Genomic DNA, 23,600 nt, shown 5'->3' on the forward strand with positions numbered 1-23,600 from the left:
GGCCAAGAGCGCCGGTCGGGCGCGCGCTGGCGCACGCACGACGGCGGTTTCCTACGACTTCCTTCGCTGGCATGACCCAGATCAGGTGTGTAAGGGTCTGCGGCCGGGTGCCGCACTCTCAGCGCTCACGCGCTCCCCTGTCGGATTGCCTCCATTATGGGGCAAACAGGATGCGCGGTGAAGACCTTCCCTCGGGACACGCAGGAGCGGGGATGCGCCCGGCGGTGCTCGCCGGTCGCACCCCCGCTCGGGTGCCGCCACGGGTGCGTCGACGCACCCGGGGTCAGCAGCTCAGGTTCGACCCCGTGGTGGTGCCGAGGATCTGGGCGAACTGCGTGAAGGTGTTGATGCGGCTCTGCACCTGTCCCGGGTTGCCGCCGTTGCACTCGATGGACCCGTTGATGGAACGGATCGACTCACCGAAGCCGTGGCCGTCAACGATGGCGGTGTGCCCCGACATCGTCCCGGCACCGCTCTGGGTGTTCCAGAACCAGAGTCCGGTCCGCCAGGCGATCGCGGCGTCCTGCTCGACGAGGTAGGGGTTGTTCAGCAGGTCGATGCCGAGGGCGTCCCCGGCGGCCTTGTAGTTGTAGTTCCAGCTCAGCTGGATCGGGCCCTTGCCGTAGTAGGCGTCCTGACCGGCCGGGCAGCCGAAGGGCTGGCTCGGGTCGCAGTAGTGCGGGTAGTTGTCCTCGTTGATCTCCTTGATGTACACCAGCCCGCCGGTCTCGTGGCTGACGTTGGCCAGGAAGGCGGCGGCCTCGCGCCGCTGCACCTCGACGCTTCCGGTGTTGGTGAAGCCCGGGTAGGAGCTCAGGGCGTCGGTGAGGCCGGAGTAGGTGTAGAAGGGGTTCCGGTTCGGGAACATCTGGTTGAACTGGGCCTCGCTGACGACGAAGTCGCTGGGACCGGGCTGTTCGCCGCCCCCGTCGTTTCCGCAGGGGCCCTGGTCGGCCCAGACGTCCGAGGTTCCGGGACGCTCGTTCTGCGTCCACCACTTGGCGGTGTAGTTGCGGCCTTCGAAGGAGACCTGGCCGCCGCCGGTGTAGACGGCGGAGGAGCTCCAGGCCGTCGCGCAGGCGGTGGCCGCCGTCGCGACGGTCGCGGGGAGGGCAACGAGCACAGCCGCGATGGCGCCGAGCACCGCGAGCTGACTCAGGAGACGTCGGATCACGTGATCACACTCCTAGGGTGCGGCGCTGCGTCCGACCGCGCGCCGCAGGGGGGTGACGTCACCTAAGCAAGAGTGGTCTAGACCTGTCAAGGTCCAGACCACGGAAGGTGAGAACCGGGTGACGGTCCGGATCGGAACGGCGGCCCGCCTCCCGGCCCGGCGGCCGGTCCGCCTCGCGACGGTCTCCCGTGGTCACCGGACCGGGGGGCTGCTTCCGAAGGCGTCTAGGTGCCCCCGTCGTCTCCCGTGCCGCCTTCGCCGGTCCCGCCTCCGCCGGTGCCGTCCGCGAGATCCTCCGCGTCCTCGGCGTCCGTGTCGCTCCCGCCCTCGTCGTCATCGTCGTCGTCACCGCCCCGCTGCTCGGGAGGCTCGGTCTTCGGGTCGCCGAAGGCGCCCGGCGACCCCGCGAACGCGTCCGAGGGCAGGTGCTTGGTGGCGCCGCGCATGCTCTCCTGCCAGATCGGGCCGGGCAGGGTGCCCCCGTAGACGATCTCGAAGTGCTGCCCGCCGATCGTCACGCCCTGGAGCGGGTTCTCCTCACCGCCGCGCACGTCGCCCACGACCACGGCCGAGGAGAGGTTCGGCGTGTACCCGGCGAACCAGGCGTAGGCGGCCCCGTCGGTGGTCCCGGTCTTGCCCGCGGCCGGACGCCCCAGGTCCAGCCCGTTGGCCGTACCCCCGTCGAAGGTCTGCTGGAGCAGGTGGTTGACGCCGTCGGCGGCGTCCTGCTTGACCGTGCGCTCGCACTCCGAGGTCGTCTTGAGCTCCTCGCCGGTGCCCTCCTCGGTCACCATGCGCACCGGGCGCGGCTCGCAGTACTCGCCCCTCGCGGCGAAGGTCGCGTAGGAGGAGGCGACGGTCAGCGGGGACACCTCCTGGTCCCCGAGCGTGAAGGAGCTCCACACCCCGAGGTCGCCGCCGTCCGCGCGGTGCACCCCGGCCTTCTCCGCCATCTCCGAGGTCTCGCACAGGCCGACGCGCTTCTGGAGCTGGGCGAAGTAGGTGTTCACCGACCCCTTGGTCGCGCTGATCATGTTGTGGCTGCCGTCGTCGCTCTCCCCGGCGTTGCGGATGCTCCACGAGGACATCCTGGTGCCCTCACAGTCGGACATCCCGCTCAGGGACAGGTTCTTGGGCGAGGAGAAGCTGGTCCCGTACCCCAGGCCCTTCTCCAGGGCCGCCGCCAGCGTGTACGTCTTGAAGGTGGACCCGGCCTGGTACCCCAGGGAGCCCCCGTCCTCCTGGTCCACGGCGAGGTTGAGGGAGGTCGTCCCGACCTGTTCGTCGTCGAAGCCGTACCGCAGGTTCTGCACGAGGGCGCGCACACGGCCGGAGCCGGGCTCGACCATGGCCTGGGCGGCGAACTTCGTGGAGTCCTCGTGCGGGACCCGCTTGTCGACGGCGTCCTGGGCGGCGTCCTGAGCGGCGGTGTCGAGTGTGGTCCGCACGATCAGCCCGCCCTGGGTGATGCGCTGCTCACGCTTCTCGACGGTGTCCCCGATCAGGTCGGAGGCACGCAGCCAGCGCATCGTGTAGTCGCAGAAGAACGGGTAGTCGCTCTCCGAGCAGCTGCCGCCGCGCGGACTGGGGTCGATCCCCAGGCCCTTCTTCTTGTGGGTCTCGGCCTCGTCCGCGCCGAGGACGTCGGTGGCCACCATCCGGTCCAGCACGAGGTCGCGGCGTTCGAGCGCCTCGTCGGGGTTGTTGAGCGGGTCGTAGAAGGAGGGTGCGCGCACCAGACCGGCCAGCATGGCGGCCTGCCCGGCGTCGAGGTCGGCGGCGGGGACGGAGAAGTACCGCTGCGCGGCGACCTCGATCCCGTGCGCGCCCGCGCCGAAGTAGGACAGGTTCAGGTACCCCTCCAGGATCTCGTCCTTGGTGAGGCGTTCCTCGACGTCGATGGCGTAGCGCAGTTCGGTGAGCTTGCGGCCCAGGTTCTGTGCGCTGGCGCCGTCGACCTCCTCCTCGGTGTCGGCGGTCTCGATGAGGAGGTTCTTGACGTACTGCTGGGTGATGGTCGAACCGCCCTGGGTGTCGCCCTGGGCCGTACGCGCGGCGGCGCGGATCACACCGCGCAGGTCCAGGCCCTTGTGCTCGTAGAAACGGTCGTCCTCGATCGCCATGAGGGCCGTTCCCACCCACGGGCTGATGTCGTCGAGGTCCACCACGCGGCGTTCGCGTTCGGAGACCTCCGCGAAGGGCGTCCCGTCGTCGGCGGTGAGCAGGACCGTGGAGGACAGGCTGGGCACGTCCAGGTCGGCGGGCAGGGACATGAACCCGGCGGCCGCGTCCCTCGCGACCAGGCCGACCCCGCCGACCCAGGGCATGACCAGGGCCGCTGACAGCAACCCGGCGACGGCCCCGAGCCCGGAGAGCCTGAGCAGGGCCTCACGCCGGTCCTGCGGCTGGTCGTGCTTCAGGAACCCCCGGATCGCCTCCAGGAACGGACCTCCCTGGTTCGACTCCGCCACGTCGCCCCCCTACGGCCGTGTGCTGTCCGCTCGCCGCGCGACACGAACACTGCGACGCCCACACTCGCAGGCGCTACGCAAAGGGAGGTCCGTCAAATCAGGCGTGTTAGCGAAAACCTTCATCAATCCACGGCAAAGCTGACAGATCGTTCATGTCGCACGGATTCCGATAGAACATCCGAAACCAGCACTCTCTTTACTCGACATCAAGACGATTCGACGCCGAACTCCCGGAGTTCAGAGACGGGCCGTCCGGATATGGGGCGAATGATTCCCGTGAGACTCGTCGGGCACACGTGAATGTCCGGAATGCAGCCCCGCCACCCTTCCCTGCATTTGAACAGCCCTACCCATCACGACCCCTCCGCCAACATGTGACCTGAATTTTCCGAATTTTCATGACGGGGAATACGAAAACAACCACAGAGGCGCCTGAATCGCTTGTTGCCGTATGCCCGCGATGCGAGGTTCGCCGAGGTGAATCGCGGCAAATACCAGGTCTTGGCGCCCTCGCCTAGTGTGGCGAGGATCACATTAATACTGCGGCCTCGACACTCTGCCAAACCCCACTAGAGGGCCGACGATAGACAGCGGAGGGCACCGAAGCCGCAATCCGGACAGTTTCCGAACCGAGTCTTCGTTAACTCCGTCTTTCCTTGGATTAACTCCCGGTTATTTCTGCGCGGACCCTTGTACGCGCCATCCCATAACGCCCGAACCACGACAATTACGGTGTAGCCAGTGATCGGACGACTGCCCATCCTCGACATCTCTCCAGACAACGACCTGGGGCCGGTGAAAGCCGTTCCCGGCGAGCGCTTCACCGTGTCCGCCACCGTGATCCGTGAGGGGCACGACTCCCTCTCCGCAGGCGTGGTCGTCCACTCCCCCCGGGGCCGCCGCGAGGCGCTGGTCCCCATGCGCGAGCGGGCCCCCGGCACCGACCGGTACGAGGCCGAGATCAGCCTCCCCGGAGAGGGCGACTGGTCCTTCTCGGTCGAGTCGTGGAGCAACCCCTTCGCCACCTGGCTCCACGTCGCGCGTGTGAAGCTCCCCCTGGACACCGACACCGCACTGGTCCTGGAGGAGGGCGCCCGCCTCCTGGCCCGGGCCGGTCGGCGCACCCCCCGCACCCCCGCCCTGACCCGAGCCGCAAGGACGCTGCGCGACCCCGCCCGGACCCCGATGGAGCGTTTCGGCGCCGCCGTCACCGACGAGGTCCTCACGGAGATGGAGCGCAACCCCCTGCGCGAACTGGTCACCCGTTCCCGGCGCACCAAGGTCGTCGTCCACCGCGAACGCGCCCTCTTCGGCTCCTGGTACGAGTTCTTCCCCCGCTCGGAGGGCGCTCAGGTCGACGCCGCGCCCGGCCAGGAGGTCTCCGGCACCTTCGCCACCGCCGCCAAGCGCCTGCCCGCCATCGCGGACATGGGCTTCGACGTCGTCTACCTTCCGCCGATCCACCCCGTCGGGGACGCCCACCGCAAGGGCCGCAACAACACCCTCCAGGCCGGACCGGGCGACCCCGGCTCGGTGTGGGCGATCGGCTCCGCCGACGGCGGCCACGACGCCGTCCACCCGGACCTGGGCACCCTGGCCGACTTCGACGCCTTCGTGGCCGAGGCCCGGGAGCACGACCTGGAGATCGCCCTCGACCTGGCCCTCCAGTGCTCCCCCGACCACCCCTGGGTGGCCGAGCACCCGGAGTGGTTCAGCCGACGCGCGGACGGGTCCATCGCCTACGCCGAGAACCCGCCGAAGAAGTACCAGGACATCTACCCGCTCTGCTTCGACCACGACTTCCAGGGCCTCTACGAGGAGTGCCTGCGGGTGGTCCGGCACTGGATCGACCACGGCGTGCGGATCTTCCGCGTCGACAACCCGCACACCAAGCCGGTCGCCTTCTGGGAGCGGCTGCTGGCCGACGTCGCCCGGCGCGACCCGGACGTGCTCTTCCTCGCGGAGGCCTTCACCCGCCCCGCGATGATGCGCACCCTGGCCAAGGTCGGCTTCCACCAGTCGTACACGTACTTCACCTGGCGCAACGGCAAGGACGAGCTCACCGACTACCTCACCGAGCTCAGCCAGGAGACGGCGCACTACCTGCGCCCCAACCTCTTCACCAACACCCCGGACATCCTCAACGCCTACCTCCAGGAGGGCGGCCGCCCCGCCTTCGAGGCGCGCGCGGTGCTCGCCGCGCTCCTCTCGCCCACCTGGGGGATCTACTCGGGCTTCGAGCTGTGCGAGAACACCCCCGCCGCGCCCGGCAGCGAGGAGTACCTGGACTCGGAGAAGTTCCAGTACCGGCCGCGCGACTGGGCCGCCGCCGACAGCTCCGGGGACACCATCGCCCCGCTGATCACCCGGCTGAACGCGCTGCGCCGCGCCCATCCCGCGCTACGCGAGCTGCGCAACCTGCGCTTCCACCACGTGGACCGCCCCGAACTGGTGTGTTTCTCCAAGCACCGGCCCGGCGCCCCCGGTGAGCCCGACGACGTCGTGATCGCCGTCGTCAACCTCGACCCGCACCACGCCCGTGAGGCGACGGTGCACCTGGACCTGCCGTCGATCGGCCGCACGTGGGAGGAGGACCTCAGGGTGACCGACGAACTGACCGGCCGCACGTACACCTGGCGAGCGGACAACTACGTCCGGCTCGACCCGGGGACCGGGCCAGCGCACGTGTTCACCGTCCACGGCAGATGACGGGCCCTGGCGAGGCGGGCGGGCACCCGGACCGGATGCCGCCCCCTCCATCGCGCGAAACGCCTGTTGATCCGACGTCGAACATTCTTGGTGGGAGCAGTAGATGAGCAACGACGAGTCCGGACCCGTCGCCCACGAGCACGCCGAACACGGTCCGCTCGCCCCGGCCACCGGGGCCGCCACCGGCCCGCTCATGTCCACGGGCGGCACCAGTGATCCCCACTGGTTCAAGCACGCCGTCTTCTACGAGGTGCTCGCACGCGGGTTCTTCGACTCCAACGGAGACGGCACCGGTGACCTCTCCGGGCTCGTGCGGAAGCTGGACTACCTCCAGTGGCTGGGCATCGACTGCATGTGGCTGCTGCCGATGTACGAGTCCCCGCTGCGGGACGGCGGATACGACATCTCGGACTACTTCAAGATCCTCCCCGAGTTCGGCACCACCGCCGACTTCGTGGAGCTCCTGGACGAGGCGCACCGTCGCGGCATCCGGGTCATCACCGACCTGGTCATGAACCACACCAGCGACCAGCACCCCTGGTTCCGGGCGTCACGGGAGGACCCGGAGGGCCCCTACGGCGACTTCTACGTGTGGTCGGACACCGACGAGCCCTACGACGAGGCCCGGATCATCTTCGTCGACACCGAGACCTCCAACTGGACCTACGACGAGGTCCGGGGCCAGTACTACTGGCACCGCTTCTTCTCGCACCAGCCCGACCTCAACTTCGAGAACCCGGCGGTCCAGGAGGCGATCCTGGAGGTCCTGCGTTACTGGCTGGACCTGGGCATCGACGGGTTCCGTCTGGACGCCGTTCCGTACCTGTACGAGCGCGAGGGCACCAACTGCGAGAACCTCAAGGAGACCCACGAGTTCCTCAAGCGGGTGCGCGCCGAGGTGGACCGCCTGTACCCGGACCGCGTGCTGTTGAGCGAGGCCAACCAGTGGCCGTCGGAGGTCGTCGACTACTTCGGTGACTTCGAGTCCGGCGGCGACGAGTGCCACATGAACTTCCACTTCCCGCTGATGCCGCGCATGTTCATGGCGGTGCGTCAGGAGCAGCGGTTCCCGATCTCGGAGATCCTCGCCCAGACCCCGGAGATCCCCCGCAACTGCCAGTGGGCGATCTTCCTGCGCAACCACGACGAGCTGACCCTGGAGATGGTCACCGACGAGGAGCGCGACTACATGTACTCCGAGTACGCCAAGGAACCCCGCATGCGCGCGAACGTGGGGATCCGTCGGCGGCTCGCGCCCCTGCTCGACAACGACCGCAACCAGATCCAGCTCTTCACCGCGCTGCTGCTCTCCCTGCCCGGGTCGCCGGTCCTGTACTACGGCGACGAGATCGGGATGGGCGACAACATCTGGCTGGGCGACCGGGACGCCGTTCGCACTCCCATGCAGTGGAACTCCGACCTCAACGCCGGGTTCTCCCGGAGCGACCCCGCGCGCCTGTACCTCCCGATGATCATGGACCCGGTCTACGGCTACCAGGCGGTCAACGTGGAGTCCCAGCGCGTGAACCCGGGGTCGCTGCTGAACTGGACGCGCCGGATGATCCAGATCCGCAAGCGCCACCCCGTGTTCGGCACCGGGGAGTTCACGGAACTGAACGCCACCAACCCCAGCGTGCTGGCGTTCATCCGGGAGCACGGCGACGACCGCATGCTGTGCGTGAACAACCTGTCCCGGCACCCGCAGCCCGTGGAGCTCGACCTGTCCCGCTACGCCGGGGTGAGCCCCGTCGAGTGCGTGGGCGGGGTGAGCTTCCCGGAGATCGGCGAGCTGCCGTACCTGCTCACCCTCCCCGGCCACGGCTTCTACTGGTTCCAGCTTCCGGCCGAGCACGCCGCCGAAACCGATGCCGGTGGCCACGAGGGCGCCCCCACCTACGGGCTGCCCTCGGCGGGGGTCAGCGCGCGGGACGCCTTCGACACCGGCCACCGAGCCGCGTCCACCGCCGCGTCCGGCGCGCGGCCCGGGGACGGTGGCGGGAAGGGACACGGGCCCTACTGAGATGTCGCAGCTAGAAGAACTCCTGGCGGTGTGGCTTCCCCGGCAACGATGGTTCTCCGGTAAGGGGATCCCGATCCAGCGGGTCCGGATCGAGAGCAGGTACACCCTGGTCTCGGCCGGTCCCGGCGGACCCGACCTGAACGTCCTCGTCGTGCAGGCGGGCCAGCGCGGCCTCAGCTCCCGCTACCAGGTGCTGCTCGGCTCGCGCCCGCCCCGGTCGCTGCCGCCCGACCTGGCCCGCGCCGCCATCGGCGTGTGCCAGGTCTCGGGCAGCCGCCCACGGGTGGTGTACGACGCCGCGTACGACCCGCAGCTCACGGCGCTGCTACTGGAGCGGTTCACCCGTGGCGGGGACGCGGAGCGACGCGGCCGGGTGCGGTTCCGTACCCTGCCGGGCACCACGGTGGAGGCCATCGGCCCGGGGCGGCTGCTCACCGGGGAACAGTCCAACACCTCCCTGGTGTACGGGCGGGACTACGTCCTCAAGACCTTCCGCAGACTCTGGCCGGGCCGCAACCCGGACCTGGAACTCAACATGGCGCTGTCCGGTTCCCCGTACGTGGCGCGCCCGTGCGGGTGGATCGAGGCGGACCTGTCCGGTCACTCGACCCCGACCACGCTCGCCCTGCTCCAGACCTTCGTCCCGGACGCCACGGACGGGTGGGTGATGGCCACGGCCAACGTCCGCACGCTGCTGGACGGCACGGAGGCCGACTTCGGCGACGAGTCCGCCCGGCTGGGACGGACGACGGCGGCGGTGCACAGTTCCCTGGCCTCGGCGCTGCCGACCGACGTGCTGTCACCGAGCGCGGCGGGCGAGTTGGCCGACGCCATGGTGGAGCGCCTGGCCATGGCCAGCGCGGAGGTCCCCGAGCTGGCGGAGCACGCTCCCCGGGTGATGGAGGCCTACGCGGACTTCGCCGGGTTGGACGAACCGCTGCCGATCCAGCGCGTGCACGGCGACTATCACCTGGGGCAGGTCATCCGGCCCGCTTCGGGGTGGGTCCTGCTCGACTTCGAGGGTGAGCCGACCGTGCCGGTGCGCGAGCGGCAGCGGCTGTCCAGTCCTCTGCGGGACGTGGCCGGGATGCTGCGCTCCTTCGACTACGCGGCCGGATTCCTGCTGGTCGAACAGGACGACGACCCCGATCTCGCGTGGGCCGCGCGTGACTGGGCGCGGCGCAACAGGGAGGCCTTCTGCCGGGGCTACGCCGAGGGGGGCGGCGCCGACCCGGAGAAGCACCTCACCGTGTTGCGGGCCTTCGAGTTCGACAAGGCCGTCTACGAGGTCCTGTACGAGGCCCGGAACCGGCCGAACTGGCTCCGGGTGCCGCTGGAGTCCATCGCCGCCGCGGCCGGGGCGCCACGGGTGCCCGGCTGACCACCGGGGCGGCGGCCGTGCGAGCACGGCCGCCGCCCTTCCGCTTTCCCGATCGAACCATCGATTCACCGCCTCCCGCCATCCGACCATCACGAGTCATCACGGAGTCGAATTGTCACCGCGTACGACCAGGAAACCCGCGACAGCCGACGAGCAGCCGGTGGAGACGCCGGAGAAGTCCGCCTCCCCGAGCACGGGGGCGAAGGGCACGGCGTCCAGGAGCACGAAGGCGAAGGCGTCGGCCGCGAAGAAGGAGACGGCGGCGCGGAGCACGAAGGCGAAGCCCGCGGAGAAGAAGGTTCCGGCGGCCCGGAAGGGATCGGCCTCGGGGGGCACCGAGAAGAAGACCACCGCGAAGGGCGCGGCCGGAAGGGGCACGACGGCGAAGGGTGCGGCCGGGAAGGGCTCGGCGGCGAAGGGTGTGAAGAAGCCCGCGGCCGGGCGAACCCGCACACCCGCCGCGCTCTCCGCCGAACTGGCCGCCGAACTCGACCGGGTCGTGGACGGCTGGCACCACGACCCGCACTCCGTTCTCGGCCTGCACGGCCGTGACCTGCGGGTCCTGCGTCCCGGAGCGGTCGAGGTGGACGCCGTCCTGCCCGACGGCTCCAGGGTCGGGCTCACGCACCGCCACCGAGGGGTCTTCTCCGCCCGGCTCCCCGCCCGCACCGCCGACTACCGGATCGCCGTGCGCTACGAGGAGGGCGGCCCCGAACGGGTGGAGGCCGACGCCTACCGGGTGGGCCCCACCCTGGGCGAGCTCGACCTGCACCTGATCGGTGAGGGCCGCCACGAGGAGCTGTGGCGGGCGCTCGGCGCGCACACGACCACCGTCGAGAGCCCGATGGGCGAGGTCCCGGGCACGCGCTTCGCCGTCTGGGCTCCGGACGCGCGCGGCGTGCGGGTGATCGGGGACGTCAACTACTGGGACGGGACCGCGCACCCCATGCGCAGCCTGGGCGCCAACGGCGTGTGGGAGCTGTTCGTGCCGGGGATGGGCGACGGCGACCTGTACAAGTTCCAGGTCCTGGGCGCCGACGGGCACTGGCGGGACAAGGCCGATCCCATGGCGCGCCGCACCCAGGTGCCCCCGGCGACGGCGTCGGTGGTCACCACCTCCGAGCACGTGTGGACCGACGAGCAGTGGATGGCCGAGCGCAAGGGCGTGGAGCCGCACCGCGCCCCGATGAGCGTGTACGAGGTACACCTGGGCTCCTGGCGGCCGGGGCTGGACTACCGGGAGCTGGCCGAGCAGCTGGTGGAGTACGTCGTCGACCTCGGCTTCACCCACGTGGAGTTCCTGCCGGTGGCGGGGCACCCCTTCGACGGGTCGTGGGGCTACCAGGTCACGTCGTACTACGCGCCGACGCCGCGTTTCGGGAGCCCCGACGAGTTCCGGCACCTGGTGGACTCGCTGCACCGGGCCGGGGTCGGGGTGTTCCTGGACTGGGTGCCCGCGCACTTCCCCAAGGACGAGTGGGCGCTGGCCCGGTTCGACGGCTCGGCCCTCTACGAGCACCCGGACCCCCGGCGCGGCGAGCACCCCGACTGGGGGACGCTGATCTTCAACTACGGGCGGACCGAGGTGCGCAACTTCCTCGTCGCCAACGCCCTGTACTGGCTGGAGGAGTTCCACGTCGACGGCCTCCGGGTGGACGCGGTGGCGTCGATGATCTACCTCGACTACTCCAGGGACTCCGGACAGTGGGAGCCGAACGCGTTCGGCGGCCGGGAGAACCTGGAGGCGATCGACTTCCTCAAGGAGCTCAACAGCACGGTCTACCGGCGCAACCCGAACGTGGCGATGATCGCGGAGGAGTCCACGGCCTACACCGGCGTGACGCGGCCGGTGGACCAGGGCGGGCTCGGGTTCGGGCTGAAGTGGAACATGGGCTGGATGCACGACTCACTGGAGTACGTGAAGAAGGAGCCGATCCACCGGAAGTACCACCACGACGACATCACCTTCTCGATGGTCTACGCCTACAGCGAGAACTACGTGCTCCCGCTGTCGCACGACGAGGTGGTGCACGGCAAGCAGGCGCTGTTCAACAAGCCGCCCGGCGACGAGTGGCAGCGGGCCGCGACGCTGCGGGCGCTGCTCGCGTTCATGTGGTCCCACCCGGGCAAGCAGCTGCTGTTCATGGGCGGCGAGATCGCCCAGGGAGACGAGTGGTCCCACGAGGAGGGGGTGCCGTGGTGGCTGCTCCAGTTCGAGCACCACGCGGGGGCGCAGAAGCTGGTCAGGGCGCTCAACCACGCCTACCGGCCGCGCCCGGCGCTGTGGTCCCTGGACACGGACCCGGCGGGCTTCCGCTGGCTGGACGGCGGTGACCACGAGGGCAACACGCTGAGCTACCTGCGCCACGGCGAGGACGGCTCCGTGCTGGCGTGCGCGGTGAACTTCTCGCCGGTGCCCCGCACGAACTGGCGCGTGGGCCTGCCCTCCGAGGGCCGCTGGACGTCGGTGCTCAACTCCGACGAGCCGCGCTTCGGGGGTTCGGGCCACGAGGCGCCCACGTCCGTCGAGGCCCAGCCCCAGGAGTGGCACGGTCAGCCCTTCTCCGCCGAGATCACCCTGCCTCCGCTGGGCGCGGTCTGGTTCGAGCCCCAGCGCTGACCCGACCGTAGGGCCACGTGCCCCGGGGAGTTGTCCACAGGCAGCGCCCCGGGGCTTTCGTGTGCCCCGGATTCCGGTTCTACTGGAAGTCCTGCCCCGCCCGACACAGGTCCCGTCAACCCACCACCAGCCAGTCTGTACAACCCCGCCGAGCCACCTGGCCAGCACGGCACTTCCCGTGGGGACCGCCACGTGTTCTCTTGTCCCCCACACATGTGTCCCCCGACACAGGCACGACCGTTGGGAGCCCCCCATGTCCAACACGAGTCCGGGTTTCGTCAGGGTCCTGGGCAGGACCGACGTCCTCGCCCTGGCCTTCGGCGCGATGATCGGCTTCGGCTGGATCGTCCTCACCGGCGACTTCGTCGACGCGGCGGGCAGCGGCGGCGCCGCCCTGGCCTTCGTCATCGGCGGCGTGGTGATGGCCTTCGTCGGCCTCACCTACGCCGAGCTGGTCTCCGCCATGCCGCACGCGGGCGGTGAGCACCACTACGCCATGCGCGCGATCGGTCCCAAGGGCGCCTTCGTCGCCTCCTGGGCCATGGTCCTGGGATACGTCTCGGTGGTCGCCTTCGAGGCGGTCGCCGTCCCCCAGACCCTCGTCTACCTCTTCCCGGACATCGAGGTCGGCCACCTGTGGACGATCGCCGGGTACGACGTCCACGCCAGCCTCGTCGCCATCGGGGTGCTGAGCGCCGTGGCCATGACGGCCCTCAACTACGTCGGGATCCGACCGGCCAGCGTCTTCCAGGGCGTCACCGTCCTGTTCCTGCTCGCGGCGGGCGCGGCGATGCTCACCGGCGCCTTCGTGGGCGGCTCCACCGCGAACATGGAACCCCTCTTCACCGGCGGGGTGTCCGGGATGTTCGTGGTGCTGGTCGCTGTCCCGTTCCTGTTCGTGGGCTTCGACGTCATCCCCCAGTCCGCCTCGGAGATCAGGCTGCCCCACCGCCTGGTCGGCTCGCTCCTGGTGGTCTCGGTCTTCTGCGCCACCGCCTGGTACGTGATGGTGATGCTGACCGCCGGCGCCGGGATGCCCGCCGCCGACCTCCTGGGCTCCGAGCTCGCCTCGGCCGACTCCATGGCCGCCATGTGGAACAGCGCCGCCATGGGCAACCTCCTGGTCCTGGGCGGCGTGGCCGGGCTGCTCACCAGCTGGAACGCCTTCCTGATCGGGGGCAGCCGCCTCATCTACGCCATGGCCCGGTCGCGGATGCTCCCCTCCTGGTTCGGGGAGCTGCACCCGCGCTTCCGCACCCCCGCCAACGCGGTGCTGTTCATCGGAGCGCTCTCGGTCCTGGCCCCGCTCTTCGGCCGCCCGATGCTCGTGTGGCTGGTCAACGCCGGCGGGCTGAACATCGTCATCGCCTACCTGACGGTGGTGCTGTGCTTCCTGGTGCTGCGCCGCCGCGAACCGGAGATGGAGCGCCCGTTCCGGGTCCGCGCGGGGACCCCCGTGGGCGTCACCGCCTTCGTGCTGGCCTTCGGCCTCTTCCTGCTCTACCTGCCCGGCATGCCCGCCGCCCTGGGCTGGCCCCACGAGTGGGTCATGGTCCTGGCCTGGTGGATCGGCGGCGCCGTCCTCATGTGGCGCCTCCCCCGAGTCGCTCCCGGCCCGGACGCCGAGGAACGCCTCATCGAGATCATGGACGCCCGGGACGGAAGGAGATCCCCCGCCCTCTGAACCGCCCGGCCCGGGACCTCCCCGCGCCCTCCGGCCCCGTCGACGCGGACCGGAGGGGCCGCGCCCGTCGGGCTCAGTTCACCCAGCCGTGCCAGGAGGCCAGGCGCCGGACCGCCTCGTCCAGCACCTCGTCCTTCTTGCAGAAGGCGAAGCGCAGCAGGTGCCGCCCCTCGTCCTGCCGGTCGTAGAACACCTTGGCGGGGACCGCCGCCACCCCCGCCTGACGGGGCAGTGCCCGGGCGACGTCCACGCCGTCCGCGTACCCGAGCGGGCGGATGTCCGTCATCAGGAAGTAGGTGCCCTCACAGACGTTCACCTCGAACCCGGCCCGGGTCAGGCCCTCCGCGAGCCGGTCCCGCTTGCCCTGGAGCGCGAGCCGCTGCCGTTCGATCCACTCCCCCTCGTTGTCGAGGGCGTCGGCGATGGCCAGCTGGAGCGCGCCGTTGGCGGAGAAGGTGAGGAACTGGTTGACCGTGCGCACGGCGCGGACGAGGGGTTCGGGGCCGGTGACCCAGCCGGTCTTCCACGCGGTGACGGCGAACGTCTTGCCCACCGAGGAGATGGACAGGGTCCGCTCGCGCATGCCCGGCAGCGTGGCCAACGGCACGTGTCGACGGTCGTCGAAGGTGAGGAACTCGTACACCTCGTCGGTGACCGCGATGAGGTCGTTCTCACGGCAGACCGCGGCGATCTCCTCCAGCTCGGCGGGCGTGAACACCGTGCCGGTGGGGTTGTGCGGGCTGTTGACCATGATCAGCCTGGTGCGCGGGGTCACCGCCGCGCGGAGCTCGGCGGGATCGAACGTGAAACGGCCGCTCAGCGACTCGCGGCGCAGCGTCACCGGGCGCCGCACCCCTCCGGCGAGGGAGATCGTCGCGGCGTAGGAGTCGTACATCGGCTCGAAGACGATCACCTCGTCCCCGGCCTCCACAAGCGCCAGCATCGAGGCGGCGATCCCGGCCGTCGCGCCGACCGTCACGTACACCTCGGCCTCGGGGTCGAACTCCAGGCCGTAGTGACGGGCACGGTAGCGGCTCACGGCGTCGCGCAGCTCCGGGCGGCCCGGCCCCGGCGGGTACTGGTTCACCCCCGCCAAGATGTTGCGGGAGGCGCCCTCCAGGAGGGAGCGCGGTCCGTCGGTGTCGGGGAAACCCTGTCCGAGGTTCACGGACTCGGTCTCCACGGCCAGGCGCGTCATCTCGGCGAAGATCGTCTCACCGTACTGGCGCATGCGTTCGATCAGAGGTTCATCCACCCGTCGAGCGTATCCACCCGGCACCCCTTCGTCGCCCCCGGGCACGACGAAGGCCCCCGATCTCGTCGCGCCCGGTCCGTCACTGGGTGCCACGAGGTCGGGGGCCCACCCGTTCGCTACGGGAGGAGGAGGCTCAGCACGATCCAGACCACCGGACCCGCGATGAGCAGCGAGTCGATGCGGTCCATCAGACCGCCGTGGCCCGGCATGAACCGGCCCATGTCCTTGACACCGAGGTCGCGCTTGAAGAGCGACTCGATGAGGTCACCGACCGTGGCCGCCAGGACCACGGCCAGGCCCAGGACCACACCGACCCACCAGGGGCCGCCCAGCAGGAGGGTCACGCACAGCGCGCCCGCCACCGCGCAGCCCACCACGGAGCCGCCGAAACCCTCCCAGGTCTTGTTCGGGCTGATGACCGGCGCCATCTTGTGCCGCCCCAGCAGGATCCCGGCGAAGTACCCGCCGATGTCGCTGGAGATCGTCACGAGGATGAACACCACGAGCCGGTACTGGCCGTCCTCGGGATGCGCGATGAGCAGCATCCACGTGGCCAGCATGAACGGCAGGTACACCAGGACGAACAGGTTCGCCGACGCGTCGGCGACGAACCCCTCGGCCCCGCCCCTCAACCGCCAGGCCAGGCAGGCGATCGCCGTGAGGGCGGCGATGCCCGCCAACCAGTCCGCGCCACCGAAGTAGGCTCCGGCCTGCATGGCCACCCCGCCCACGGCCAACGGGACCACGGCCAGGGTCATGCCCTTGCCGCCGAAGGCCCGGTTGAGCTCGCGCAGGCCGATCAGCACCCCCAGCGAGGTGATGATCGTGAACAGCTGCGGCCACGGGAAGACCGAGAAGAACACGAGCGCGCCCAGGGCGCACCCGCTGGCGATGGCCACCGGGAGGTTGCGACCGGTCCTGACCGGTTCACCCCCCGGCTTGTGCAGCACGAAGCGCTGCCCGGCGGCCGTGTCCGAGGCGGGGTCGTCCGCCCCGGACGGGGGAATGTCGTCGGGTCTGTGCTCCGGTGAGTGGTCATCGCCTCCGGAACCCTTGGAAGGTGTGCTCACCGGCTAAACCTCGAGAAGATCAGATTCCTTGTGCTTCAACAGCTCGTCGATGGCGGCGACGTACTTCTGGGAGAGCTCGTCCAGCTCGGCCTGGGCGCGGTGCGCCTCGTCCTCACCGAGGTCGCCGGCCTTGACGGCCTTCTCGAAGCTGTCCTTGGCACGACGGCGCACGTTGCGGATCGAGACCTTGCTGTCCTCGGCCTTGGTGCGCGCGACCTTCACGTACTCCTTGCGGCGCTCCTCGGACAGGTCCGGGAACACCACGCGGATGACCTGACCGTCGTCCGAGGGGTTGACGCCGAGGTCGCTGTTGCGGATCGCGTTGATGATCTCGGTCCGCGCGTTCACGTCGAACGGGGAGATGACGACCATCCGCGGCTCGGGCACCGAGAAGGACGCCAGCTGGTTGATCGGCGTGCGGGCACCGTAGTAGTCGACGGTGATCTTGTTGAAGGTGGCCGGGGTGGGACGGCCGGTCCGGATCGTGGAGAAGTCCTCCTTCGCCACGGCCACGGCCTTCTCCATCTTCTCCTCGGCCTCAAGGAGGGTTTCTTCGGTCATTGTGGACGCTCCCGGGTTCTCGGCTGGGTGTTCGTGGCTTGTGTTCGCGGCCGACCGTCCGCTAGGCGGAGACGGGGCCGACGATGGTGCCGATCTTCTCACCGCGGACGGCGCGCAGGATGTTGCCCTGGCTCATGAGGTCGAAAACGACGATGGGCAGCCCGTTGTCCATGCACAGGCTGACGGCCGTGGCGTCCATGACCTTGAGGCCGCGGGTGAGGACCTCGTTGTAGTTGAGCTTGTCGAACTTGACCGCGTCCGGGTTGCGCTGCGGGTCGGAGTCGTAGACCCCGTCGACCTGGGTGCCCTTGAGGACCGCCTGGGCGCCGATCTCCAGCGCGCGCTGGGCGGCGGTGGTGTCGGTGGAGAAGAACGGCGCGCCGAGACCGGCACCGAAGATGACCACGCGGCCCTTCTCCAGGTGGCGGATGGCGCGGCGCGGAATGTAGGCCTCGGCGACCTGGCTCATGTGGATCGCGGTCTGTACGCGGGTGTCCACACCCAGACGCTCCAGGAAGTCCTGGAGGGCGAGGCAGTTGATGACGGTGCCGAGCATCCCCATGTAGTCGGCGCGGCCGCGCTCGATCCCGCCCTCGGTGAGCTGCGCGCCGCGGAACATGTTGCCGCCACCGACGACGACGGCGACCTGGATGCCCTCGGAGACCGCCTCCGCGATGGACTCCGCCACGTACTGGACGACCTCGGGCTCGATGCCGAGACCGCCACCTCCGGCGAACGCCTCCCCCGAGAGCTTGAGCATCACACGTTTCCAACCGGAGTCGTGCATGGCGGGTTCGGTGGTCATCGCTTCGTTCTCCGACACGGCCTGTGGCCTCCCTTGTTCTCCCCGAGTGGCACAGGGTCCCCCGAGTGCTCCTGCTGCGGGCGGCGGGGGCGAAGGTCGCCCCAAATCCACCCATATCCACCAGAAGGTGCCGGGGAGAGAAGTCTCCCCGGCACCTCCATCATGTCAAAACCCCAGGGTGTGTGCGGTGGACGCCTTCTCGGAACGCCCCACCGGACAACTCCCTAGGCCTGGCCGACCTTGAAGCGAACGAAGCGCTTGACGGTGACCCCGGCCTCGTCGACGACCTTCTGGACTGACTTCTTGTTCTCCTTGACGAACGGCTGGCCGAGCAGCGTCACGTCCTTGAAGTAACCGTTGAGGCGGCCCTCCACGATCTTGGGGATCGCCTGCTCGGGCTTGCCCTCCTCGCGGGTGGTCTCCTCGGCGATGCGGCGCTCGTTGGCGACGACCTCGGCGGGGACCTCGTCCTTGCTGACGTACTGCGGGGCCAGCGCGGCGATCTGCTGGGCGAGGTCCTTGCCGACCTCTTCGTCCTTCTTGTCCAGCTCGACCAGGACGCCCATGCTCGGGGGCAGGTCCGGGTCGGACTTGTGCAGGTAGCTCGCGACGTAGGCGCCGTCGAACTTCGCGATGCGGCGGAACTCGAGCTTCTCCCCGATGATCGCGCTCTTGCCCTCGATGTACGCCTGGAGGCTCTTGCCCGGCTCGATCTCGGCGGCGGCGATGGCGGCGATGTCGTCGCCGTCCTGGGCGGCGACGAAGTCCGCGACCTGGTTGGCCAGCTCGATGAAACCGGCGTTCTTGGCGACGAAGTCGGTCTCGCAGTTGAGCTCGATGAGGGTGGCCTTACCCTCGCTCTCCTGCTTGAGGACGACCATGCCCTGGGCGGCGGTGCGGTCGGCGCGCTTGTCGACGGACTTGGCGCCCTTGATGCGCAGGGCCTCGACGGCCTTGTCGTAGTCGCCGTCGGCCTCGGTCAGGGCCTTCTTGCAGTCCATCATGCCGGCGCCGGTCGCGTCGCGCAGCTTCTTGACGTCCGCGGCGGTGAAGTTCGCCATGCCTGTTCTCGGATTCCCTTGGAGTGAAGTCGGATCTGGAAGTGACCGGGTGAGCACCGCACGGGCCGCCCCGCCCACGAGGGGCGAGGCGGCGCACGGGAGACGGTGTCCCCGGAAGGGACCGCTGACTACTCGGCGGTCTTGTCCTCAGCGGGGGCCTGCTCGGGGGCGTCCACCGGGGAGTCCTCGGAGGTGACCTCGGCCGGAGCCTCGGCGGCGACCTCGTCGGCCGGGGCGACGGTCGGGGTCTCGGCCGGGGCCTGCTCGGCGGCGGCCTCGGCGGCGGCCGTCTCGCTCTTGCCCTCGAGGAGCTCGCGCTCCCACTCGGCCAGGGGCTCCTCGGCGGCCTTCTCCTCGGTCGCGCCGGAGGCACCGGAGCGGACCAGCAGACCGTCGGCGACGGCGTCGGCGACGACGCGGGTGAGGAGGCTGACGCTGCGGATGGCGTCGTCGTTACCCGGGATCGGGTAGTCGACCTCGTCCGGGTCGCAGTTGGTGTCGAGGATCGCGACGACCGGGATGTTCAGCTTGCGAGCCTCGCTGATCGCGATGTGCTCCTTCTTGGTGTCCACGATCCACACGGCGCTGGGCACGCGGGACATGTCGCGGATACCACCGAGGGTGCGCTCCAGCTTGTCCTTCTCACGGCGAAGGTTCAGCAGCTCCTTCTTGGTGAGCGCGGAGCCGGCGACGTCGTCGAAGTCGATCTCCTCCAGCTCCTTGAGACGCTGGAGCCGCTTGTGCACGGTGGAGAAGTTGGTGAGCATGCCGCCCAGCCAGCGCTGGTTGACGAAGGGCATGCCGACGCGGCGGGCCTGCTCGTCGATGGCCTCCTGCGCCTGCTTCTTCGTGCCGACGAACAGGATGGTGCCACCGTGGGCGACCGTCTGCTTGACGAACTCGTAGGCACGGTCGATGTACGCCAGCGACTTCTGGAGGTCGATGATGTAGATGCCGTTGCGCTCGGTGAAGATGAAGCGCTTCATCTTGGGGTTCCAGCGACGGGTCTGGTGCCCGAAGTGGACGCCGCTCTCCAGGAGCTGGCGAATCGTCACGACTGTGGCCATGACCTGGTCCTCCTTGCGGTGGCGGAGGGATGCTCCGCCGTCGGTTGATCCTGACGCCCCGGCCGTACCGCCACCCCGCCGAAGCGGTGTGGACCGTGGGTGCGGCCCCTCCCGGAGGAGGCGGGTGGGCGTGCGTATTGTTGGTTGGTCCAGCGGACCACAGACAATTCTATCCTCCGCCGGGCACACCCCGGAACAGCTCCGTGCCCAGGCAGATCGCTCGGGCGCCGACGCCTCTTCAGGGGCGGTTCCCCGACCTCCGGGGAGTTGTCCACAGATCCCGATCAGCGGTGGCGGATCCGGACCGCCGAGCGCACGCTGGAAGCATGTGTCCTCGCCGCCTCTGGCACGTCCTCCTCTCGCTCTCCCTCCTGCTTCTGCCCGTCCTCTCCCACCGGGCCACGCCCTCCTGGCGCTGGCCGGTGGACCCTCCCGCCGAGGTCCTGCGCGGCTTCGACCCGCCCGAACAGCCCTGGCTTCCCGGGCACCGGGGCGTGGACCTGGCCGCCGAACCGGGGCAGCCGATCCACCCGGCGGGCCCTGGTGTGGTGCACTACGCCGGCCGGATCGCGGGGGTGGGAGTGGTGAGCGTCTCCCACGGGGACCTGCGCACCACCTACCTCCCTGTGGACGCCACCGTCGCCCGGGGCGACCCGGTGGGCGACGGTCCCCTGGGCACGCTGTCCGCCGAGCCCCGGCACTGTCCGGACCGTCCCTGCCTCCACTGGGGTCTGCTCCGCGCCTCCGACTACCTGGACCCCCTCGGCCTCCTGGGCCGAGGCGGGATCCGCCTGCTGCCCCTCCACCGGGCGGCGGGGGTCGAACTGGGTGCGGGCCAGCGGCCGGGCCACTGCCCCGGCCAGGCCCCCGGGAGCCCGCATGTCCGCTGTCCCGATCACCGGGGCCACACCGCAGCGGCTGTCAGGCACGGACCCGTCACCCCGACCGGGAAGCCCCGAGCAGGAACCATGCGCAGAGGCCTCCGCTCTCAGCCGCCGCGACCCGACCACCGAGGCCACGCACCGAAGCGGACCGCACCTGGCGGGGAACGCCCCAGATCGGGGCCCAGCGCAGGAACCATGGCGGACGGAGGGGACTCACTGTCGCGGACCGACCACCGGGGCCGCGCACCGGTGCGGCCAGCACCTGGCGGGACCCGTCACCCCAGTCGGGGAAACCCCGAGCAGGAACCATGGCGGACGGAGTGGCTTCCCTGCGTACGGAAGTCGCAGCGGTGCCAGGTGGAGGCGCGCCCCGCCCCCGGTTCGGTGCCGTGCGCGCTCAGGCGCGGGGGTGGGCCTGTTGGTAGGCGGTGCGCAGGCGCTCCACGGAGACGTGGGTGTAGATCTGCGTGCTGCGCGGGCTGGAGTGGCCGAGGAACTCCTGGACGCTGCGCAGGTCGGCTCCGCCGTTGAGGAGGTGGGTGGCGGCGGTGTGGCGCAGGCCGTGCGGGGCGGAGTCCACCCCGGCGGCGCGCAGGTGGGCGTGGACGTCCTCACGGGCCTGGCGGACGCCCAGGCGGCCACCCCGGGCGCCCAGGAGGAGGGCTCCGGTGGGGGTCGGGGACACGAATTCGGGACGTCCCCGGGTGGTCCAGGCGTCCACGGCGTCCAGGGCCGGGGCTCCCACCGGGACCGTGCGCTCCTTGTCGCCCTTGCCCAGCACCCGGACGGTGTTCCGGGCGCGGTCGAGGTCGGCCAGGTCCAGTGCGCAGAGTTCGGCCACCCGGATGCCGGTGGCGTAGAGCAGTTCCACCACCGCGTGGCGGCGCAGCTCGACCGGGGTGGTGGGAGCGGGGCCCTCCAGGGCGGAGGCCGCCTGCTCCTCGTCCAGGACGGTGGGCAGGGAGCGCTGTTGGCGGGGGGTGGCCAGGCGGGGGCCGGGGTCGGTGGCCAGGACCCCCTCGCGGTGCAGGTAGCGGGTGAGGGCGCGGACCGCCGCCACCCGTCGGGCGATGGTGGACCGGCTGGCTCCGGCGGATCGGGCACGGGAGAGCCAGGCGCGGATCAGGGGGACGTCGAGGTCGGCCGGGCCGTGGCCGCACGCGTCGAGGTGCTCCAGAAGGGAGGTGAGGTCGGCCAGGTAGCCGCGCACGGTGTGCGGGGAGCGACCCAGTTCGCCGGACAGGTGGGCGGCGAAGCCCTCCAGCGGGCCGGCGGTCACGCGCGCTCCCGGGGCAGGCAGGCGACGGCGTCGATCTCCACGTGGAAGCGCGGGTCCACCAGACCGCTCACCTCGACCAGCGTGGCCGCGGGCCGGTGGTCTCCGGGCAGGGAGTCCAGGAGGGCGGAGCGGAACTCGTCGAGGTCGGTGATGTGGCGGAGGTAGTAGGTCAGCTTCACCACGTGGGTCAGGTCGGCCCCGTGCCGGGCCAGCACGGCCTCCATGTTGCGGAAGATCTGCCGGGTCTGTCCGCCCGCGTCGCCCGCGACGTCACCGTCGGGGGCCACCGGGACCTGACCGGAGACGAAGAGGAGCGGGCCGTCGGCCAACAGGGCGTCACTGTACGTTCTGGCCATGGTCGAACCCTACCCAGCGGCGGGCTCCGGCACCCCTCGGTGCGTCGTGCCCGGCGCCCCGGGCCCGTGCCCGTGGGCCTCGGTCGGCGTACCGCCGCCGGGGACACGGTGTCCGTCGCGGAGGCGGACCCGTGTCCCCGTGGCGGTGTCGTGTGGCTGGTCAGGTCTGCTCGCGGAGGTGATCCGGGACGACCCTCCGAGGGAACCCTCCTACGCGGCGCTCGGTTCCCACTGTGTGTCCAGGTCGTCGGCGGTGATCCGCAGGAGCTGACCGTCGGCCCGCAGGATCGCCTCGTGGAGTCGCCGCAGGGGCATGGTGGGCTCCACACCGAGCTCGTGGGCGAGGCGGAGCCGGGTTCCCCGATAGATCCCCAGTGCCTCGGCCTGGCGGCCCGACCTGTAGAGCGCGAGCATCAACAGGGCGAGCAGTCTCTCCCGATACGGGTGCAGGGCGGCGAGCTCGGTGAGTTCGGGCACCAGACGGGCGTGGTGCCCACGGTCGAGGTCGATCTCGATCCTTTCCTGGTTGGTCAACAGCCTGAGTTCCTCCAGCCGCCGAATCTCGTTCGCCACCACACCACTGTTGGGAATATCCGAATACGGTCTTCCCCGCCACAGCCCCAGGGCGTGGCAGTACATTTCGGAGGCCTGCTGGAGCTCGCTCCGGCTCCGTGCCCTGCGCGCGAGGACGACCGTCGTCTCGAACCTCTTCGCGTCGACCTCCGCACTACACAACTCCATGCGATATCCCGGGCCGTCCCGCACCAGACGGCCGCTGTCGTCCAGCACCTTCCGCAGCCGGTGGACGTACACCTGCAGGGTGCTGCGGGCCCCGTCCGGCGGCGCGCCCTCCCAGAGGGCCTCCGCCAGTTCGTCCAGCGAGAGCCGGTGCCCTCCCTGACTCAGCAGCACGGCCAACAGACGGCGCAACATGGGGGCCCTGAGCACAACCGGAACGCCGTCCCGATAAATGACCAGCGGACCCAGAATCCCGAACTCAATCACGTCGCCTCCTGTTCGGGAAGTGCTCTACCCAACTCCGTGCGTCTGGAACGGGCCAGCTTTATCACTACTTCACGTGGCAAATCATTGCCGACGGTTACCTTCAGCACGTGTTGAAAGTAGGTCGAAAGACCTGTTCGGCGCAACCGGACAGTAATCGAGGTGTAAGCGACTTCCCCCAAGCTGGGACCAGCGCCGACC

Annotated in this window: 17 protein-coding genes, 1 pseudogene and 1 riboswitch; of the genes and pseudogenes, 6 read left to right on the plus strand and 12 right to left on the minus strand. The window is 70.1% G+C overall.

Going from position 1 to position 23,600, the window contains the following annotated elements; translation table 11 throughout:
* Positions 1–41 precede the first annotated feature (41 nt).
* Positions 42–149, minus strand: a riboswitch (TPP riboswitch).
* Between the two features lie 134 nt (positions 150–283).
* Both ACFW3L_RS15555 and ACFW3L_RS15560 read right to left on the minus strand, forming a co-directional pair.
* Complete coding sequence (locus ACFW3L_RS15555; RefSeq protein ID WP_378740782.1) at positions 284–1,174, minus strand: glycoside hydrolase family 19 protein; 891 nt, start codon at positions 1,172–1,174, stop codon at positions 284–286.
* 224 nt (positions 1,175–1,398) lie between these two features.
* Complete coding sequence (locus ACFW3L_RS15560; protein ID WP_378740784.1) at positions 1,399–3,645, minus strand: transglycosylase domain-containing protein; 2,247 nt, start codon at positions 3,643–3,645, stop codon at positions 1,399–1,401.
* Positions 3,646–4,386: 741 nt separating this feature from the next.
* On the opposite strand from ACFW3L_RS15560, the gene ACFW3L_RS15565 reads away from it, so the two are divergent.
* The 3 genes from ACFW3L_RS15565 to ACFW3L_RS15575 all read left to right on the plus strand — a co-directional run bounded on the left by ACFW3L_RS15565 (position 4,387) and on the right by ACFW3L_RS15575 (position 9,755).
* Positions 4,387–6,354 (plus strand): maltotransferase domain-containing protein, encoded by a 1,968-nt coding sequence (locus ACFW3L_RS15565; RefSeq protein WP_378740786.1) that lies wholly within the window; start codon positions 4,387–4,389, stop codon positions 6,352–6,354.
* Positions 6,355–6,457: 103 nt separating this feature from the next.
* Entirely contained in the window at positions 6,458–8,374 is a 1,917-nt protein-coding gene (gene treS, locus ACFW3L_RS15570; RefSeq protein ID WP_378740788.1) for a maltose alpha-D-glucosyltransferase, read from the plus strand.
* Between the two features lies 1 nt (position 8,375).
* On the plus strand, positions 8,376–9,755 hold the full coding sequence (locus ACFW3L_RS15575; protein ID WP_378740790.1) for a phosphotransferase: 1,380 nt from the start codon (positions 8,376–8,378) through the stop codon (positions 9,753–9,755).
* 99 nt (positions 9,756–9,854) lie between these two features.
* On the opposite strand, the gene ACFW3L_RS15580 is transcribed toward ACFW3L_RS15575, so the two are convergent.
* Complete coding sequence (locus ACFW3L_RS15580) at positions 9,855–10,208, minus strand: hypothetical protein (RefSeq protein WP_378740792.1); 354 nt, start codon at positions 10,206–10,208, stop codon at positions 9,855–9,857.
* A 22-nt stretch (positions 10,209–10,230) separates the two neighbouring features.
* Between ACFW3L_RS15580 and glgB the strand changes: the two genes are divergently transcribed.
* Together glgB and ACFW3L_RS15590 are read left to right on the plus strand one after the other, a co-directional pair.
* A complete protein-coding gene (glgB, locus tag ACFW3L_RS15585) occupies positions 10,231–12,375 on the plus strand; it encodes a 1,4-alpha-glucan branching protein GlgB (protein ID WP_378741039.1) in 2,145 nt (714 codons plus the stop codon).
* A gap of 253 nt (positions 12,376–12,628) precedes the next feature.
* Positions 12,629–14,059, plus strand: coding sequence for an APC family permease (locus tag ACFW3L_RS15590; protein ID WP_378740794.1), 1,431 nt, complete (start codon positions 12,629–12,631; stop codon positions 14,057–14,059).
* A gap of 73 nt (positions 14,060–14,132) precedes the next feature.
* On the opposite strand, the gene ACFW3L_RS15595 is transcribed toward ACFW3L_RS15590, so the two are convergent.
* The 6 genes from ACFW3L_RS15595 to rpsB form a co-directional block, all read right to left on the minus strand.
* Entirely contained in the window at positions 14,133–15,314 is a 1,182-nt protein-coding gene (locus ACFW3L_RS15595; RefSeq protein ID WP_378740796.1) for a pyridoxal phosphate-dependent aminotransferase, read from the minus strand.
* Between the two features lie 116 nt (positions 15,315–15,430).
* Positions 15,431–16,384, minus strand: a complete 954-nt coding sequence (locus tag ACFW3L_RS15600; protein ID WP_378740798.1) for a phosphatidate cytidylyltransferase — start codon at positions 16,382–16,384, stop codon at positions 15,431–15,433.
* 3 nt (positions 16,385–16,387) lie between these two features.
* Positions 16,388–16,945, minus strand: a complete 558-nt coding sequence (gene frr / locus ACFW3L_RS15605) for a ribosome recycling factor (protein WP_352388485.1) — start codon at positions 16,943–16,945, stop codon at positions 16,388–16,390.
* A 61-nt stretch (positions 16,946–17,006) separates the two neighbouring features.
* On the minus strand, positions 17,007–17,750 hold the full coding sequence (gene pyrH, locus ACFW3L_RS15610; RefSeq protein WP_040694415.1) for a UMP kinase: 744 nt from the start codon (positions 17,748–17,750) through the stop codon (positions 17,007–17,009).
* Between the two features lie 224 nt (positions 17,751–17,974).
* Positions 17,975–18,811 (minus strand): translation elongation factor Ts, encoded by an 837-nt coding sequence (gene tsf, locus ACFW3L_RS15615; RefSeq protein WP_378740801.1) that lies wholly within the window; start codon positions 18,809–18,811, stop codon positions 17,975–17,977.
* Between the two features lie 128 nt (positions 18,812–18,939).
* Positions 18,940–19,878, minus strand: coding sequence for a 30S ribosomal protein S2 (rpsB, locus tag ACFW3L_RS15620; protein WP_378740803.1), 939 nt, complete (start codon positions 19,876–19,878; stop codon positions 18,940–18,942).
* A gap of 326 nt (positions 19,879–20,204) precedes the next feature.
* Here rpsB and ACFW3L_RS15625 point away from each other — a divergent pair.
* A pseudogene (locus ACFW3L_RS15625) lies at positions 20,205–20,579 on the plus strand (peptidoglycan DD-metalloendopeptidase family protein); the annotation flags it as partial.
* A 580-nt stretch (positions 20,580–21,159) separates the two neighbouring features.
* Here the strand turns inward: ACFW3L_RS15625 and ACFW3L_RS15630 are convergent.
* The 3 genes from ACFW3L_RS15630 to ACFW3L_RS15640 all read right to left on the minus strand — a co-directional run bounded on the left by ACFW3L_RS15630 (position 21,160) and on the right by ACFW3L_RS15640 (position 23,402).
* Positions 21,160–22,041 carry a tyrosine recombinase XerC gene (locus tag ACFW3L_RS15630; RefSeq protein ID WP_378740805.1) on the minus strand — a complete coding sequence of 294 codons (882 nt, stop codon included), beginning with the start codon at positions 22,039–22,041 and terminating at the stop codon, positions 21,160–21,162.
* Positions 22,038–22,397, minus strand: a complete 360-nt coding sequence (locus ACFW3L_RS15635; protein ID WP_378740808.1) for a RidA family protein — start codon at positions 22,395–22,397, stop codon at positions 22,038–22,040. Before ACFW3L_RS15635 ends, ACFW3L_RS15630 begins: the two co-directional genes overlap by 4 nt.
* A 210-nt stretch (positions 22,398–22,607) precedes the next feature.
* Positions 22,608–23,402, minus strand: coding sequence for a BTAD domain-containing putative transcriptional regulator (locus ACFW3L_RS15640; RefSeq protein WP_378740811.1), 795 nt, complete (start codon positions 23,400–23,402; stop codon positions 22,608–22,610).
* Positions 23,403–23,600: the final 198 nt, after the last annotated feature.

Source organism: Nocardiopsis sp. NPDC058789 (genome assembly GCF_042745575.1).
In the GTDB taxonomy this organism is placed as follows: Bacteria; Actinomycetota; Actinomycetes; order Streptosporangiales; family Streptosporangiaceae; genus Nocardiopsis; species Nocardiopsis eucommiae.